19 protein-coding genes and 2 pseudogenes are annotated in these 13790 nt (G+C 49.6%); 8 read left to right on the top strand and 13 right to left on the bottom strand.

Annotated elements, in window-relative coordinates; translation table 11 throughout:
* The 5 genes from EIEH_RS01350 to EIEH_RS01330 all read right to left on the bottom strand — a co-directional run.
* Positions 1-518: KilA-N domain-containing protein (locus EIEH_RS01350; RefSeq protein ID WP_035608433.1), on the bottom strand; the 518-nt coding region annotated here is incomplete at its 3' end.
* A 496-nt stretch (positions 519-1014) separates the two neighbouring features.
* Positions 1015-1284: a hypothetical protein gene (locus EIEH_RS01345; RefSeq protein WP_035608431.1), complete on the bottom strand. Its 270-nt coding sequence runs from the start codon at positions 1282-1284 to the stop codon at positions 1015-1017.
* A gap of 73 nt (positions 1285-1357) precedes the next feature.
* Positions 1358-1909, bottom strand: coding sequence for a glycoside hydrolase family 108 protein (locus tag EIEH_RS01340; RefSeq protein WP_015871585.1), 552 nt, complete (start codon positions 1907-1909; stop codon positions 1358-1360).
* A gap of 2 nt (positions 1910-1911) precedes the next feature.
* Positions 1912-2259, bottom strand: a complete 348-nt coding sequence (locus EIEH_RS01335) for a phage holin, lambda family (protein ID WP_015871586.1) — start codon at positions 2257-2259, stop codon at positions 1912-1914.
* Positions 2260-2334: 75 nt separating this feature from the next.
* The gene (locus EIEH_RS01330; RefSeq protein WP_015871587.1) at positions 2335-2550 is read right to left on the bottom strand and encodes a hypothetical protein; all 216 of its coding nucleotides are present in this window, start codon (positions 2548-2550) and stop codon (positions 2335-2337) included.
* 317 nt (positions 2551-2867) lie between these two features.
* On the opposite strand from EIEH_RS01330, the gene EIEH_RS18730 reads away from it, so the two are divergent.
* Positions 2868-3311, top strand: a complete 444-nt coding sequence (locus tag EIEH_RS18730) for a hypothetical protein (protein WP_015871588.1) — start codon at positions 2868-2870, stop codon at positions 3309-3311.
* 52 nt (positions 3312-3363) lie between these two features.
* Here the strand turns inward: EIEH_RS18730 and EIEH_RS01325 are convergent, their stop codons facing one another.
* The 6 genes and pseudogenes from EIEH_RS01325 to EIEH_RS01300 all read right to left on the bottom strand — a co-directional run bounded on the left by EIEH_RS01325 (position 3364) and on the right by EIEH_RS01300 (position 6937).
* Positions 3364-3735, bottom strand: coding sequence for an antiterminator Q family protein (locus EIEH_RS01325; RefSeq protein WP_015871589.1), 372 nt, complete (start codon positions 3733-3735; stop codon positions 3364-3366).
* Between the two features lie 16 nt (positions 3736-3751).
* Positions 3752-4114, bottom strand: a pseudogene (locus EIEH_RS01320) (DUF968 domain-containing protein); the annotation flags it as partial.
* A 16-nt stretch (positions 4115-4130) separates the two neighbouring features.
* Positions 4131-4379 carry a complex I 30 kDa subunit family protein gene (locus EIEH_RS01315; protein WP_035608428.1) on the bottom strand — a complete coding sequence of 83 codons (249 nt, stop codon included), beginning with the start codon at positions 4377-4379 and terminating at the stop codon, positions 4131-4133.
* Positions 4376-5110 (bottom strand): replication protein P, encoded by a 735-nt coding sequence (locus tag EIEH_RS01310; RefSeq protein ID WP_015871591.1) that lies wholly within the window; start codon positions 5108-5110, stop codon positions 4376-4378. Before EIEH_RS01310 ends, EIEH_RS01315 begins: the two co-directional genes overlap by 4 nt.
* Entirely contained in the window at positions 5107-6105 is a 999-nt protein-coding gene (locus EIEH_RS01305) for a helix-turn-helix domain-containing protein (RefSeq protein ID WP_015871592.1), read from the bottom strand. Before EIEH_RS01305 ends, EIEH_RS01310 begins: the two co-directional genes overlap by 4 nt.
* Positions 6098-6937, bottom strand: a complete 840-nt coding sequence (locus EIEH_RS01300; protein ID WP_015871593.1) for a Rha family phage regulatory protein — start codon at positions 6935-6937, stop codon at positions 6098-6100. The genes EIEH_RS01305 and EIEH_RS01300 overlap by 8 nt, the downstream gene beginning before the upstream one ends.
* A gap of 27 nt (positions 6938-6964) precedes the next feature.
* On the opposite strand from EIEH_RS01300, the gene EIEH_RS17095 reads away from it, so the two are divergent.
* Both EIEH_RS17095 and EIEH_RS01295 read left to right on the top strand, forming a co-directional pair.
* Complete coding sequence (locus EIEH_RS17095; protein WP_226092343.1) at positions 6965-7279, top strand: toxin-antitoxin system TumE family protein; 315 nt, start codon at positions 6965-6967, stop codon at positions 7277-7279.
* 4 nt (positions 7280-7283) lie between these two features.
* The gene (locus EIEH_RS01295; RefSeq protein ID WP_035608425.1) at positions 7284-7652 is read left to right on the top strand and encodes an HVO_A0114 family putative DNA-binding protein; all 369 of its coding nucleotides are present in this window, start codon (positions 7284-7286) and stop codon (positions 7650-7652) included.
* A gap of 85 nt (positions 7653-7737) precedes the next feature.
* On the opposite strand, the gene EIEH_RS17090 is transcribed toward EIEH_RS01295, so the two are convergent.
* Both EIEH_RS17090 and EIEH_RS01290 read right to left on the bottom strand, forming a co-directional pair.
* Complete coding sequence (locus tag EIEH_RS17090) at positions 7738-7917, bottom strand: DUF4222 domain-containing protein (protein ID WP_071525665.1); 180 nt, start codon at positions 7915-7917, stop codon at positions 7738-7740.
* Positions 7918-8110: 193 nt separating this feature from the next.
* Complete coding sequence (locus EIEH_RS01290) at positions 8111-8653, bottom strand: YmfL family putative regulatory protein (protein WP_035608421.1); 543 nt, start codon at positions 8651-8653, stop codon at positions 8111-8113.
* Positions 8654-9029: 376 nt separating this feature from the next.
* Here EIEH_RS01290 and EIEH_RS01280 point away from each other — a divergent pair, with 376 nt between their 5' ends.
* The 5 genes and pseudogenes from EIEH_RS01280 to EIEH_RS01265 all read left to right on the top strand — a co-directional run bounded on the left by EIEH_RS01280 (position 9030) and on the right by EIEH_RS01265 (position 13627).
* A complete protein-coding gene (locus EIEH_RS01280) occupies positions 9030-9701 on the top strand; it encodes a LexA family protein (RefSeq protein ID WP_015871596.1) in 672 nt (223 codons plus the stop codon).
* 130 nt (positions 9702-9831) lie between these two features.
* Positions 9832-10569 carry a HipA family kinase gene (locus EIEH_RS01275; protein ID WP_035608415.1) on the top strand — a complete coding sequence of 246 codons (738 nt, stop codon included), beginning with the start codon at positions 9832-9834 and terminating at the stop codon, positions 10567-10569.
* Entirely contained in the window at positions 10566-11384 is an 819-nt protein-coding gene (locus EIEH_RS01270) for a DUF3037 domain-containing protein (RefSeq protein ID WP_015871598.1), read from the top strand. The genes EIEH_RS01275 and EIEH_RS01270 overlap by 4 nt, the downstream gene beginning before the upstream one ends.
* 619 nt (positions 11385-12003) lie before the next feature.
* Positions 12004-12149 (top strand): annotated as a pseudogene (locus EIEH_RS19545) (VRR-NUC domain-containing protein); the annotation flags it as partial.
* A gap of 113 nt (positions 12150-12262) precedes the next feature.
* Entirely contained in the window at positions 12263-13627 is a 1365-nt protein-coding gene (locus tag EIEH_RS01265) for an AAA family ATPase (RefSeq protein WP_015871600.1), read from the top strand.
* The last annotated feature ends 163 nt before the right edge of the window (positions 13628-13790 follow it).

Genomic DNA, 13790 nt, shown 5'->3' with positions numbered 1-13790 from the left:
CCCGGCAAACACATCTGCACTTCATCCACGATCCTTTCTCTGGCCGTGTGCAATAATCGCTTACGCCCACCCACTCCCCATCTAGCCATTCGACTTGCGCACTGGCTGATATCCTTTGTTTCAGTCTTAATGACAAGATCGAGCTTATTCAACCGAGTCATGGCGTCAAACCCTTTCCTGACAAAAGACTGAAAGGTTTGATACACACGGATCTCAAACTCAGCGCTCAGCCATGCCGCGTAGCGTATGGCAACAATCTCCTCTGCCCATACACCTTGATTAAACCCGCCATTAATTACAATAACTGGCTGATTTTGTTCCAGAATGCATTTCTGCATTCTGGTCAAGGTTTCAACAAATGCTTTTACCTTCTTAGTTCGAAGGAACTGGCTCGGGCCCTGATTTTCTTTGGCTTGTCCACAAGCTACCGCAGACATGTGGAGATCGTTCAGGCTATAACGCCCCGCTTCATCAACGCGAACGGACACACCGTTTACCAACACGGTTGGATATTTCATTGAGCGTACTCCTATAGAAATGAGCCTTGTTGCCCAGAAACGCCGCCCGCAGAGAGGTCGCCACCTATAACGACGGTTCTCCAAGGCTCATTTCTGTAAGGCTCTGCGATTTACATGCGCCGGGCATGGCGCAGATATAAAAAAACCACCAACGCGGTAAGCGTCAGTGGCTTATTGATACAGCCTCAAATTAATTGCCAGCACCGAGGTACCCACCCACAGAAGTTTCCCCTCGTTTTGGGGTGAGCTGGTCAACATTTGCGCTACCCAGTTTTGGGGAGCTCAAACGTTCAACGATGATGCTGCAGATGCGTTCATACCGGCTTTACCTTTTAGTGATGAGTCTTGTTCGCACAGGAAGACGGCCCCAAGAACGCTCCGACAGCCAGCCGGTTCCTCAAGGCTCATCCTGAAAGGTTCTTGGTGATATGCGTTATGATACGCAGATACGACAAAGCCCCGGCATAGACCGGGGCCTATCATTCTCAGATCGGGCTTACGCCAGCCCTCTCATGAGAGCCTGGCGAGCACTCGCATCCCCTCGACAAATACATCTGACCGTATCACCCGTTAACGTGGTGATATACGCCTCATCACTCTTTGCGATAGAAATGCTCGGTGTGTTACCGCGCCGAAAATACTCAATACTGGCAGCCTGTTTCGGGTCTTTCGGATGAAACTCAACCCGGTACATGCTTCCCAAAACGTGCACCTCTTCAACACATCGACCGTCGTTTGTTACCGTGATTTTCTTTAGTGCGTACATATAGATCTCCTTTCGTCAGTAATAAAAAAGTCGCCTAAGCGACCTGTTAATTCTGGCTTCACATCAAAGACGATCAGGACAGCGCCACCCGCTCCCGTACCCAGCCATACAGAAATGACTCGTTCTGCACCCGCTGCTCGGCCAGCGCCAGATAACGATCGCCCTGACTGCAGTTCAGCGCCCGCAGCAGCACCTGCTCCCCCTCTGCACCCCGGGCATCCAGATAGGCACGCAGCGCAGAGAGCGTACGTGGCCCAATCACCCCGTCGGCGCTGATATCCGGGTACAGACGTCCGCCATCGTTAAAGGCAGTCAGCCAGCGCTGCAGCCACTTGCCGGGAACCGATGGCCCCATATTCACCCCGGTATCCAGCAGCTCGGCGGCCACCAGCTCGGAATAGTCTGCCACCAGGTCAAAGCGGGGCCCTGACCAATAGTCGCTCTCATAGATTTCCAGCGCCTGCGCCCGCGTCAGGTTGCGCATATCGCCGGTGTAGCCGTGAGCACGGGCCACCTTCTCGGTGATCCCCCAGTTGGTTGGCCCGCCCTTGTCGTTGGGGTGATCGACGTATCCTCCTTCACGCCCCAGCAGGGCATCGAAGATTTGATCCTTGGTGAGTGCCATAATTACCGCTCCTTGTCTGTCGGCATCCCCAGCTTGCGCTGCAGGATATACATCGCAAAACGCTGGATCTGCTGCACGCCGATAAAACCTATCGCACCGCCGATGGCCGGGGTCAGCGACTTCGGCAGGCTGAAATAGTCCAGCGTCGCCACCACGGTCAGCGTCAGCGCGCCGCACAGCACCCCCTCTAACGCCGTTTGCTTCCACCCACCTCCCTGATACGTCACCCGGACAGCCGCCGTCATAGCCGCCAGCAGAACACCGCCTACCGGTGTGTCGCCCTGCCACCAGCTCTGTAACAGCTCTTTCCAGTCCAGCCAGGTTTCCGGGTTATGGTGCATAGTCGCCATCTCGTTATCCCCTCTATGGGGTTCAGATATAAAAAAACCCGGCGTTTGCCAGGGTTCACGATTAAGGGTAACTGACTAATTTTGATATGTATCTTCCCTGAAAAAATCCTGTCCACGTTCAAATAAAAACAGCGAAATAGCCAACAGACCAACATCATGATTTTTATCTACAATATCAACCAGTTGTTTCTCTATCGTATTTATTGCATGCCGCTTATCTTCTGGAAGAGAACGAACCATTGACAAAATATAAATATATAAATTATAACTTTCATCATTGTTTTTTATCATACATCTCCGTCAGGGGATGGTTAGGCATATCACTAATATCGTTCGATTTGAAATAGATTCAATACCATAATATTATGATGCGAACTATATTCATACTGCATATGTAATCAAAATGAGCCCAGAACTCGACAACAAGCACATAACTGCCTGAGCACTCCAACATCCACCAGTCCCCTCAAGGAAGCAGATTTCGATGATTAAGCGGTGTGACGTAGCAACCACTCTTAACACACTACACAACAAAATGCGGACCGCGTTAGTGATTTTTTTGTGCTTATCCGGTACGTTCTACATATTGGGAAAAGAAGATTCTATCAATGATTAAGGCCATCACTAAACGCGCCATTTCTGCAGGCCATATAAAAGTATCTGACCACCTTCGCTTCAGCCTGAAAGCTGATGCAGTCAACTGCTTCGGCCGTGAAATAAAATCGCTGCAATGTGGGGGAACATTTACCGGACGACATGATTTCTGGGTATGGTTTCCCGATACGGATAACCAAGAGTGGTCAAATGAAATCAGCAAATGCGGCACAAAAATATACGAACGTAAAAAAGGTGATGCAGCGGAAGCTAAAGCCTATCTGAAAAAACAAATTTCAGACAATAAAAAGCATCATGTGTTTTTAAGAAGTAAAGTAGGAAACTCAACATACTATACCTATCGAGGCACCTTCCAATTATCAATAGAATGCTCTCTCGCTGAAAAGCGCGCTGTATGGACTCGCTATGATACTCAGGCAGAAACGTATGCCGTATAACTGATAACCACAAGCCAGCCCCCCAGCCCAACGGGGGGGAGTTTTAAATATTTTATACTATCCCATCCATTTCTAAGCAAACATCCAGCATAGACAAACACCCATCAATAAACCCCTCAGCCATCTGTATTTCGATGCGAATCAGCTTTTCATCTTTTTTACGCACCTTGGCAATCTTCCGTTTTGAAATGCCATAAAGGTAATGTGCCACCAGCAAAGAATGCTCATATGGCTTTCGTTTCTTTAACTGGGCCAGACATCCCTCAATGATAAGGCCATCATCATCCGTACATGACAGCCTCATTTTCCCCGATTGAGGTAACAGCCCTTTGAATCCGGCAGCAATGTGAGAATAGTCTACCCCGGCGTGATCAGAAGCAGCCCACCCACCCCAACGCTCCAATACTTTCGACATATCACGCATCCACACCCTCCACACATTACGCCTTCACTATGGCACCTATCCCCAACGCCCGATTCAGGAATTGCACCAACAACACCAACTGGCTGCCGTTCCTCTGCTCCCAGCCACCCACATCACGATGTAGTTCGTCATGGCACCGCCGGCACAGCGGTATCACGAACAAATCATGCGTTTTAGTTCCTATGCCACCCAATCCCAATCCCGAATTGATGATGTGATGTGGGTCATCGGCAGGGTTTCCGCACCCGCAGCACGGCTGTGTCTTCACCCAGCGCGTGTATTTACCACTCTCCCAGCGCAGAAGCTTGGGCCGCAGCATAAACCCCGCCGCCGGTGCCTCATCTGCCGCCAGCGTGATCACCGGCTGTGGGATAACGGCCGCCCCCCTGCTTGATTTAAGGCTCACAGGACTCCCCCACGCAGCTCTCATAGTCCATACGCGGATCACCGCTGACACGCTGAGCACAACGCACATGGCGCGATAGTTCGTTACGGCGCACCACAACCCTGCTTATCTGCGCCGCATCGGCAAATTCCGCCGCCCTGGTCAGCTCAGTAAGCGCCCGGCGATACAGCCCGCGGGAGACCAACGCTTCTGCCCGCCGGCAATGTGCATCGGCCATAGCCGAATTCTCTCTGCTCATACCGCCCCCTCCCCTGAACTCCCCCGCAGTTTCTGGCGGATAGCTGCCAACGCAGCGACCCCGACCGATTGGTAATGCTCCGCGTTCCCTGCCAGCTCCGCCGCCGTCTTGGGCCTGCGGCAATCGGCAATTCGGGCCACCGGCTGTGGGATCACTTTTCCGGCCGCCATCTCCTTGGCCCACTGCTTCATCTGCGCCTTGATCGCCCGCAGCACCTCGGCCTCGGTGTAGTTGTACCGGTACATCAGCTGGCGTACATCCAGCACCACCCAGTACATCACCGGGTGTGCCCAGTCGAACGCCTCCGGCGTGGCAACTCGGTGTTTATCGCGGGCATAGCGGTGGAACTCAGCCAGCACCTCATCGTCAGAGGGCAATCCACCCGCACCCCGCGCACCCTCACGGCACCACGCCATGAAGCGCCCGCAGGAGGGCCAGAAATCTCCACCGTGTTGGCGGGCCATGCTGACACCGGCCTTGACCTGCTCCAGCGTCGTAATCCCCCCTTCGGCGAATGCTGTAATCCACTGGCGCTTCATCGCCGCCACCTCATCCGGCGCGCCAAACACCGTATTGCGCGCCGCCGGGAACAGCAGCAGCAGATTTTCAAACAGCACATCCACCAGCTTTTCAGCGTTGCCGTTCACCACCCGCGCCTGCAGGGGCTGACCAGCCATGCGGGACAGTGCGGCTGCATCCCGGCGCTGTACGGCAGAAACCAGATTTTTCATAGCACGTCCTCCCATCCCTGCGCCGTGTTCCACTCCGCCCCCAGCAGGGTTTTCAGTGAGCGATCCTGAACACCCGCTTCCGGTGCCCCCAGACGGATCACCAGCTCATCCCATTTCTCACGCAACTTCGCCGGGCTCAGGACATTGCGGCACCAGAACGGATCACGGTTTACCCGGCCAAACAGCTCGCAAATCTGCCGGTGAGTGCGCCCATCCAGCTCGCACATCAGGCGCACCTCGTTAGCCCAGGCTATCCAGTTGGGTGCCTTGGGCCTGACCATCTCCCCATCGTATTCAGCGGCTTGTTCGTGCAGTCGAAGGATGCGCCCCCATATCCATTCGGCGCAGGTCAGATCCTCCTGCCCGCCCCACAGGCGCTTTTTGGCACTGAACACCACCGCATCCGGATGACGGGCCAAAAATTCATGATCGCGGTCAGACTCGTCCGGTTGCGCAGCGTCCGGACAAGAAGATCTTTTTACTGACGGATCTGTTTTAACTGACGGATCGGGGTCAACCATTGACCCCTTAACGGGGGTGTTTTTACCAATGGTTGACCCCTCAACGATTGGGGGGTCAATATTTGGGGGGTCAACCGTTAACCCCTCAACCGTTGGGGGGTCAATATTTGAGGGGTCAATCATTGGGGGGGTAACGCGCCCACCCCGCTTTTTGGACTTGTTGGCCATGCGGGCCGCCGCTGCCGCCTCCTCCAGCTTATCGACATTGATCTGGTAAACATTGCTCAGATCACGCCCACCAGACTTACGGGCAGTCTTAGTCAGCCAGCCATCACGCGCCAGCTCATCTATCGCCGCCGAAACGGTGGTCTTGCTCCTGGCACCTATCTGACGCTGGATAGTCTCCACCGCCGGCCACGACAGCCCCTCATCGTTGCTGTAATCCGCCAGCCGTGCCATCACAGCCACGCGGGAAAGGATCAGACCAGCATGGGCACACCCTTCCCATACCAGACCATGCAATTTGCTACTCATGGCATACCTCCTTGTTGCTGTTCAGCGAACGATCGACAAGCGCTGAGGCGAAAAGACCATCGTTGATGTAGTCATGCAGGCTATGAGCCAAGGGAGACTGGGAAGCCACCAGCATGGGGCGCAGGTGAGCCATCCACACCCGGTGGATCTCTGTCATGTAGAGATATACAGCGTGCGCATTGTGTGCGGGGCCCGGTAGCGCTGGTGCGCCGTTTAGGGCCCTTTCCATCTGGCTAAAGGCGGTGATGTAGGCTTCTTTGAACCGGGCCGCCCGCTTGCCGGTAAAGCCCATCGCCAGGAACGCGAAACCATCGCGGGTGATTTGGTAGTAGGGTTGAGGTTTGCCGTTCTGTAACGCACTGTTTTTACGGCAAACCGCAAAATTGCGGGCATGAAAACCGGGGGAACATTCGAGAGTGCGGATCTTCTTTAGAACGTCATCGTGACGCTTAAGGAAATAGTCAGCAATAGCGACAGAAGAAGTAACAACCTGGCCGTTGATAACGGTGATTTCAGGGTGATCGGGGACGGGGATCGTAGCCATGATGGCAGCCTCTGTGGTCAGTTTTTTCAACTCACCACTAGAGGTGCAAATCTCATGGGTGGTGAGACGTGCAGGGTTTGCACTACCGGTGACCACAGAAACCGGCCAGTCCGAAGACTGCCCTGCACGCCCCACCATAAACTGGATGTAGCCGTGCATCGCACACAAAAAAACCGCTAAAGCGCGGTCGTGCGCTGTGATCAATTCCGGGGTGCAAATCCCGGCAACGGATTTTGCCGTTGCCTTTCTAGCATACCCCCCTGAGCTCAGACAATCAACTGATGACATCGTTGACATCACCAAAAGGGTGATGTTATGGTTGACATCAGTACAGGAGGTAACACCGTGCCAGCTCAACTGATCTACAAAAAGCGCGAAGTGCTGAAAGGCGAAAATGAATTTGCCGACATCGTGGTCTGGGCTGTAGCCCCCTCTGTTCTGGGGAGCTATCACGGCTACAAATACCGACTGGCTTATGTCGTTAACGGCGTCTGCGTAATGCGCTACGACAACGAGGCCGGCAAAGGCGATCACAAACATATCGGCGGCAGCGAGCTCCCCGTCACGTTCTCTGATTTGACCGACCTGATTGAACAGTTTTACGCCGATATACAGGCTCTGAGGAGTTAACATCATGAATACATTGGTTGTCAGAGTTATGACAGCAAAACAGTCACAGGAAGACACCAAGAGATCATTTGCCGCGGCAATGTCTGGCGAGCCGGTAGAAACACCGTTCTCCATCTCATTCCCCGACGTTGAATCACTGGCAAAAGTGATGCTGGCCCCAGGACGCCTGAACATTGTCAACGAGATGACCAACGCCGGATCAATGTCAATCCGTGAGCTGGCCAGGCGGTTGGGGCGCGATTTCAGGGCGGTGCACCGCGACGTGGACATGCTGCTAAAAGCGGGTGTCATCGACCACGATACTGATGGAAAAATCGTTTTCCCGTTCAGCGCCGTGCATTTCGATTTTACGCTTGAGCATGAAGCGGCCTGACCCACCATGGCGCATGGTAATGAGTTGCTCCTGACTGATGCAGCACCGGTTGGGCTGGATTGGGCGATTAACCGTTGCTCAATCCTCATGCGCACCTCCTGAAATAGGCGTTGAACACAACCAAGGCCGCGTTAATCCGCCAGCCACAGCCCGGTTCAGTTCGCAGATAGGTAACCTGTTGCCTCTCTGCGCACGTCGCAACCACACGCACGGTATGCCCATACACGTCTTGGTACAGATGGCCGACTCGCGGATACTTAGCCATGATCCCCCCCTCCCGTAAAACGCCCCCCAGGCGATACCCACCGCCTCGCGGCTGACTACTAATCCCCGGCGCACTTGGTTGTTGCCAGGTGTCCCCTGCCCCGCTACGATTTGCTCATAGCTCAGACGGCCACCGGCGATCCGGCACCGAAATTGCGCCCGGGGGCGGTTTGGGCTTAGAATGTCCATGCGTCTTAATCTCCACACGAGTTATGCGCAGGCGCACTGGGACGGCATTCCCGGTGCGCCACCCTTTCTTGGGCACAAAAGATTCGGAATACGAGTGTCGAATGCTCCTGTAGCTTCGTTATCGTCAGATACAACTCATCAGTAATCGCCTCTCGCTCCAATGGATCGATGACCCCATCCTCAATGGATTTTTTAATCTTTCGCGAGTAACAAGCTATCTGCTCAAAAGCTTCAATGAGCCTCTGATTAATGTCCGCGTTATCGACCTCTTCTAGCTCCGCCATCGGTACGAATACGCCACCTGAAGCCTTTGCCACTGCATCAGCGATGTGATGGTTTCCACTAGCGCGTTGCAGCACCAATGCCCATCCAAGAGGAAATATCTGATCTCCATTGGTACGCAGGCGGTTAAACAATGCGTTATCTGTTACCCCCAACCACTCAGCTGCCTCGTTATACCCGTCAGGCAACCCGGCGATCGTCTTTTTGATTGCTGCTACCAACCAGGCAGGCTGGCGTTCTACCTTCCACAACGGTTCGTTACCCACGGTTTACCTCCTACGCCTGTGGTTACTTGGATAGAGATCAGACGCTAGACTGCGAGCAATTCAGGCCAGATGCTGGCCCACTTCTCAGGATGAAGGTGCTGGCGGGTTACTACTCCCCCGCTTTCTTTTTCGATTAGTACTGACAGTTCAGCCCCCAACGTCTGATTAGTGCTGATTGCCTTCCGGAGATACCCGATTGAGGTTCCACAGCGGCTAACAAAGCTGGCTTGGTCAATCTGAGATAGTCCGTTCAAATAAATACGAAGCTCATTCATGTCTATCTCCCGTTACGATGAAATCAGCTTACCCATAGGTAAATAACCAGTCAATACCCGCAGGTTATTTACCTCTTGGTATTTGGAGGTAAACTTTAAAAATGGATAAATACGAGATAAGAAGGCTTCAGCTGATCAAGCTGAGGGACGAAATGTGTGGAGGGAAAGCTGTTGATTTAGCAAGAAAAATCAGCAGGGAGCCGTCATACATTTCAAGAATGCTTTATCCTGAAGGGAAAAAGCAGAAGAAGCGAATAGCTGATGATATGGTCGAGGTGATCGAGTCTGCTTTTGGCCTTCCCCGCGGCTGGATGGATAGAATTAATGATGGTTATCATGATGAAAAATCCATCTCATCAATAAATAAATACCCTCTATTCACTACTGTTCAGGCAGGGGCATTCACCTCTACCCCTGAGTCATACGCGGAGAAAGATGCCAAGGCCTGGATAGAGACGTCCAAAAAGGCTGGTTCTCGTTCGTTCTGGCTTGAGGTTGACGGCGCATCGATGACGGCGCCGGCGGGAAACCGCCCCAGCTTTCCCGAAGGGATGCTGATCTTGGTCGACCCTGATCAGGATGTTGAAGTGAACGACTTCTGCATTGCACGCGTGAACGGCAACGAATTCACTTTTAAGAAACTGATCCGCGATAGCGGGATCAATTACTTACAGCCGCTCAACCCACAGTTTCCCCTCCTAACGTGTAGTGATGGCTGCACGTTCGTGGGGAAAGTGATCATGTCGCAGTGGCCGGAAGAGATGTTTGGCTGAGTCGCTAGAAGTTATGGGTTACGCCTAGCTCGTAATGGTATCAGACTGGTGTAACGCCATGTATGTATGGACATGGCTCATGCATCAATCTGCCACCATTTTTAGATATTACAGTCATGGAAAGTAGATTTTGCAAAATAATTATCTTCCTGTAACGGCCTATACAAGACGAATGAATGGTGGAATAACCAACCCCTTTCTTTGTACTTGCCAAGATGGTCTTGCATACGTAGTGAAAGGAAGACCAAAGTTACGGCAGTACGAACTTGTCGCAGAATTCATCTCCGCTCACCTTGCGCAGCAGATAGGACTATCTTGTCCCGATTTTTGCATCGTCGACGTTGGCGAGGAACTCATTGAATTTATGCCAGACCTAAGCCACGAACTCTTTCCTGGCCCCGCCTTTGCCACTCGATTTGTTGAAAACGCTTCAATAATTAACATCCAGCAGGCACGTAACTCCTTAACGATTCAAGAAAAAAAGAAGATTTTCTTCTTTGACCGATGGATCAACAACTCAGATAGGACGCTTACCGACTTCGGAGGGAATGTAAATATTATTTTTGATGCGGTTAATGATAGGTATTACCTGATTGATCATAACCTAGCATTCGCACACGATATAACTGACGATGGATATGATGTACATGTATACTCACCTAGAGGCGGGAACTGGGTGTATGACATACTTGACGAGCCAGAGCTTGTAGAGCTTGCAACTAAGGCTATCGGTACATTGGAGTTGGCTTTTGCTCAACTTCCTGACGAGTGGTTTTCATCAGATGATGAGCGCAAACGTATGTTAAGCGACATCACGACCCGCCTAAACAGAGTTGGAAGTAAAGAATTTTGGAGTAGCATCGTATGACCACGCCATGCCTATACAGCATAATTAGATATGCGCCGTATGCAGAAACCGAAGAGTTTGCAAACATCGGTGTGGTTCTTTGTGCTCCAAAATTGGGGCAATTTCACTATCTCCTCACCAAAGGCAACAACGCGAGAGTAAAAAACTTTTTTCAAGACGAGATCATCTTCCCGCGAGCCAAAGAGGCGATTGACATAGAGTTGAAATTTGCCCAGGAACAGAGTTGTAGATTTCAAAAACCAGAAAAATTAGCTAATTTTTTCAATTACTTAATTGAAAGAAAAGAATCAATTATTCACTTTAGCCCAGCCAGAGTGGTTATGGCGGAGCATCCGCAGGAAGTGATATTGGAACTTTATAACAAATTTGTTAATCGTTCTGAAGTCACAAAAGAATCACGTGAAACCATTCTAACAAGAGAGCTAAAACACCGATTCTTACATTATAACGATCTTAAAAATGTATTTAAAAAAGAAATGCTTGGTGGTGAGCTGACGAGGTTTTCTATCCCGCTTGTTGCTCGGCAGAATGATAAGATTTTATGCGCCATCAAACCATTGGCATTTACTCAAGACAAACCAGAAAGGATGATGGAACATTGCGACTCATGGACAGCCAAGATTTTGAGGGCTGCTAGTGAGAGAATCCTATCGTTATCGAATGTGCTGTTCACCATTGATCCCCCACCCCAGCCAACAGCTCTGGAGGTAAAGGCGATGCGTGAGATCCGTAAAACATTTGATGAGAAAGGAATTAATCACATTGAGCATAGCGATGAATCATCAATAATCACTTTTGCCAGACAAGCAATTTAGTCCGACTACCTTAGTCAACTTGATTTTCTCACCTCTGAACCGGCCTCGTGCCGGTTTTTTGTGACCAAAATCCCATCGCCCTACCGCCAACACCCTCCCGCAAAAAATAAAAACCATTGAATATCAAATGAGTGTGAAATCCCATCAAAAAATTACCTTTTGGTATTGCTAATTACAATTACCCATGGGTATATTTATATCGCTGAGACGGAACACTGCAACTTGATGGCCACTTCGACTCACAGCCTGATATCAGCAGATGTGACGAGTGCGAGGGGTTAAACACATGTGAAAACATGGGGGTGATCAGGCTGTTTCCGCATAGGCATTTGTGAGTACCTATAAGCGCCCTACCGGACGCTCCGCTCTTTAACAATCAAAACAATGCACTCGGCGTTGCGCGAAGAGATTCGCATAACTCAGTTCCCAGGCATCCCCAAGCATCACGGTGCCATGGCATCCCTGGCCAGCAGCGGACAATGTCGAGTGCAATTAACTGTCACTAGGGACAACTCAATGTCAGCTAAGAGCGAAAAGCGGAAGTTTAGGCCCTATTATGAAAAAAGTGACGCTTTAGCAAAGCCTCGCAAAAGACTTAACTCACTAAAACAATCGACCACCCGGCGGCCGTCTCGTTTTTGTCGAATGCAAAGCCCCTGGCGAACCACCCCACGCATAGACCAGCAGCGCGAGCACGGACGGCTGCGCACGCTGAGCTTTGCCGTAGTGGTGCTGGATAGCAAAAATCTGGAGGAAATATTGTGAGTTGCGAAGAAAAGAACAAGCAATTTGCAACATCGTCAATAATCTAAATGATGTTAAATCAACCAATTAGGGATAGAATAGATAAAAGTTACGTAATCGAGGAGAATTTCAAAATGTCGATAAATGCTATGAGTAATCATGACTTTTATACCTTGTTAAATCAAGTCGTACGTCCGGCGGCACCCGTATCTACTTTTGAACTTCTCTTCGGTAGAGAAAAACAACTTGGCGCAATCGAGTCGGTTTTATATTCTGATGGTCGAAGCGTATTTATTTATGGGGATCGCGGCGTTGGCAAAACATCTTTAGCACATACAATTGCGTATAAGCTACAAGAAGAAAACGAACCTATTTTTGTAGGTTGCGAACCATCTTCAACTTTAGCATCAATAATTAATGATATTGTAGTAAAAACAAAGCCATGCAAAAACTATAAAAATGAGAGATCCATATCCGCCGGAATAAATCTACTTGGATTCAAACTAGATACAACCGTAAAAAAAACAGATGAAAGATCCCAATTAAATATCAATTCAATATCTTCAGCAGTCCTAGCCTTGGAAGACCTGACAAAAATACACTCTCAAAAACCTTTCATTGTGATTGATGAGTTTGACCAGATAGAATCACAACATGAAAAGCAAAATTTCGGACGACTAGTAAAAGCATTAGGTGATCAGAACATCAATGTGAAATTAATATTTACTGGAATTAGTGATTCATTACACTCCCTGATTGGCGGGCACCTTTCCAGTGAAAGACAAATTCATCAAACTCATTTAGAAGCATTACCTTGGAATGGAAGATTTAAAATAATAGATAATGCTTTCGGTGCTTTTGAATTGAAAGTAGATGATAACATAAGACATAAAATAGCGGGATTGAGTGATGGGTTCCCCCATTACGTACATTTATTATGTGAAAAAATTCTAACCTGTGCTCATGCAAAAAGTGAAAATATTGAAATAATTGATCACGACATTTTTTGGGAAGGTTTAAATGATGCTGTTGATTCAATATCTGAGACATTAAAGCATGACTATGTTCTTGCTACACTAGGGAGGCAAGAATACTTTCACCATTTGCTATGGGCTATGGCTGATGCTGAGGACTTACAGCGCGAGAAAAAGACAATAAAGCATTCATATAGTGAAATATGCAACCAAAAGCAATTAAATGCACTTTCTGAAAGCCAATTTGACAGGCAATTTAATAAACTAAAATCCCCCGAATTTGGAGAAGTGATAGTAAATGCTTTCGAGGGACGGAAGGGTTGGTTTAAATTCAAAGAAAACATGATTAGAGGGTATGTTCGCATGCTCGCTGAAAATAATGGTGTATCTCTTGACTTCCAAAGACGCTTCACCGCTAGGGAGCCAACTGCCCGACACGTTGGGGTAAAGACTTCAACATACAAGCCATTAACTACTGTTGAAGAAAGGGCATATAGAATACAAAGAACAAAAAAGAAAAATTAAACAACATTTCCGTATTTAGTGAATAACTGATTAGCTGTTAAATACCTCTAATCAGTAAAGCCTAGTACAAGACTGAATAGCTGCACTTACTTGACCATCTCCCCATAAATAAACAAAAGCTGATGATAGCAATGTCCGCTTCTGGCACAAAGCCGACTGTCAG

Origin of the sequence: Edwardsiella ictaluri ATCC 33202 (assembly GCF_000264785.1) — a bacterium.
Classification (GTDB): domain Bacteria; phylum Pseudomonadota; class Gammaproteobacteria; order Enterobacterales; family Enterobacteriaceae; genus Edwardsiella; species Edwardsiella ictaluri.
This window is presented reverse-complemented; position numbering and strand designations above follow the sequence as displayed.

Excerpts from the sequence above, each read along its gene's own strand:
- EIEH_RS01265 (WP_015871600.1), top strand. The coding sequence starts at position 12,263 with ATGTCGATAAATGCTATGAGTAATCATGACTTTTATACCTTGTTAAAT.
- EIEH_RS01345 (WP_035608431.1), bottom strand. The coding sequence starts at position 1,284 with ATGTACGCACTAAAGAAAATCACGGTAACAAACGACGGTCGATGTGTT.
- EIEH_RS01305 (WP_015871592.1), bottom strand. The coding sequence starts at position 6,105 with ATGAGTAGCAAATTGCATGGTCTGGTATGGGAAGGGTGTGCCCATGCT.
- EIEH_RS17095 (WP_226092343.1), top strand. The coding sequence starts at position 6,965 with ATGGTTGACATCAGTACAGGAGGTAACACCGTGCCAGCTCAACTGATC.
- EIEH_RS01280 (WP_015871596.1), top strand. The coding sequence starts at position 9,030 with ATGGATAAATACGAGATAAGAAGGCTTCAGCTGATCAAGCTGAGGGAC.
- EIEH_RS17090 (WP_071525665.1), bottom strand. The coding sequence starts at position 7,917 with ATGGCTAAGTATCCGCGAGTCGGCCATCTGTACCAAGACGTGTATGGG.
- EIEH_RS01315 (WP_035608428.1), bottom strand. The coding sequence starts at position 4,379 with ATGAGCAGAGAGAATTCGGCTATGGCCGATGCACATTGCCGGCGGGCA.
- EIEH_RS01330 (WP_015871587.1), bottom strand. The coding sequence starts at position 2,550 with ATGATAAAAAACAATGATGAAAGTTATAATTTATATATTTATATTTTG.
- EIEH_RS01270 (WP_015871598.1), top strand. The coding sequence starts at position 10,566 with ATGACCACGCCATGCCTATACAGCATAATTAGATATGCGCCGTATGCA.
- EIEH_RS01340 (WP_015871585.1), bottom strand. The coding sequence starts at position 1,909 with ATGGCACTCACCAAGGATCAAATCTTCGATGCCCTGCTGGGGCGTGAA.
- EIEH_RS01335 (WP_015871586.1), bottom strand. The coding sequence starts at position 2,259 with ATGGCGACTATGCACCATAACCCGGAAACCTGGCTGGACTGGAAAGAG.
- EIEH_RS01295 (WP_035608425.1), top strand. The coding sequence starts at position 7,284 with ATGAATACATTGGTTGTCAGAGTTATGACAGCAAAACAGTCACAGGAA.
- EIEH_RS01310 (WP_015871591.1), bottom strand. The coding sequence starts at position 5,110 with ATGAAAAATCTGGTTTCTGCCGTACAGCGCCGGGATGCAGCCGCACTG.
- EIEH_RS01325 (WP_015871589.1), bottom strand. The coding sequence starts at position 3,735 with ATGCGTGATATGTCGAAAGTATTGGAGCGTTGGGGTGGGTGGGCTGCT.
- EIEH_RS01300 (WP_015871593.1), bottom strand. The coding sequence starts at position 6,937 with ATGTCATCAGTTGATTGTCTGAGCTCAGGGGGGTATGCTAGAAAGGCA.
- EIEH_RS18730 (WP_015871588.1), top strand. The coding sequence starts at position 2,868 with ATGATTAAGGCCATCACTAAACGCGCCATTTCTGCAGGCCATATAAAA.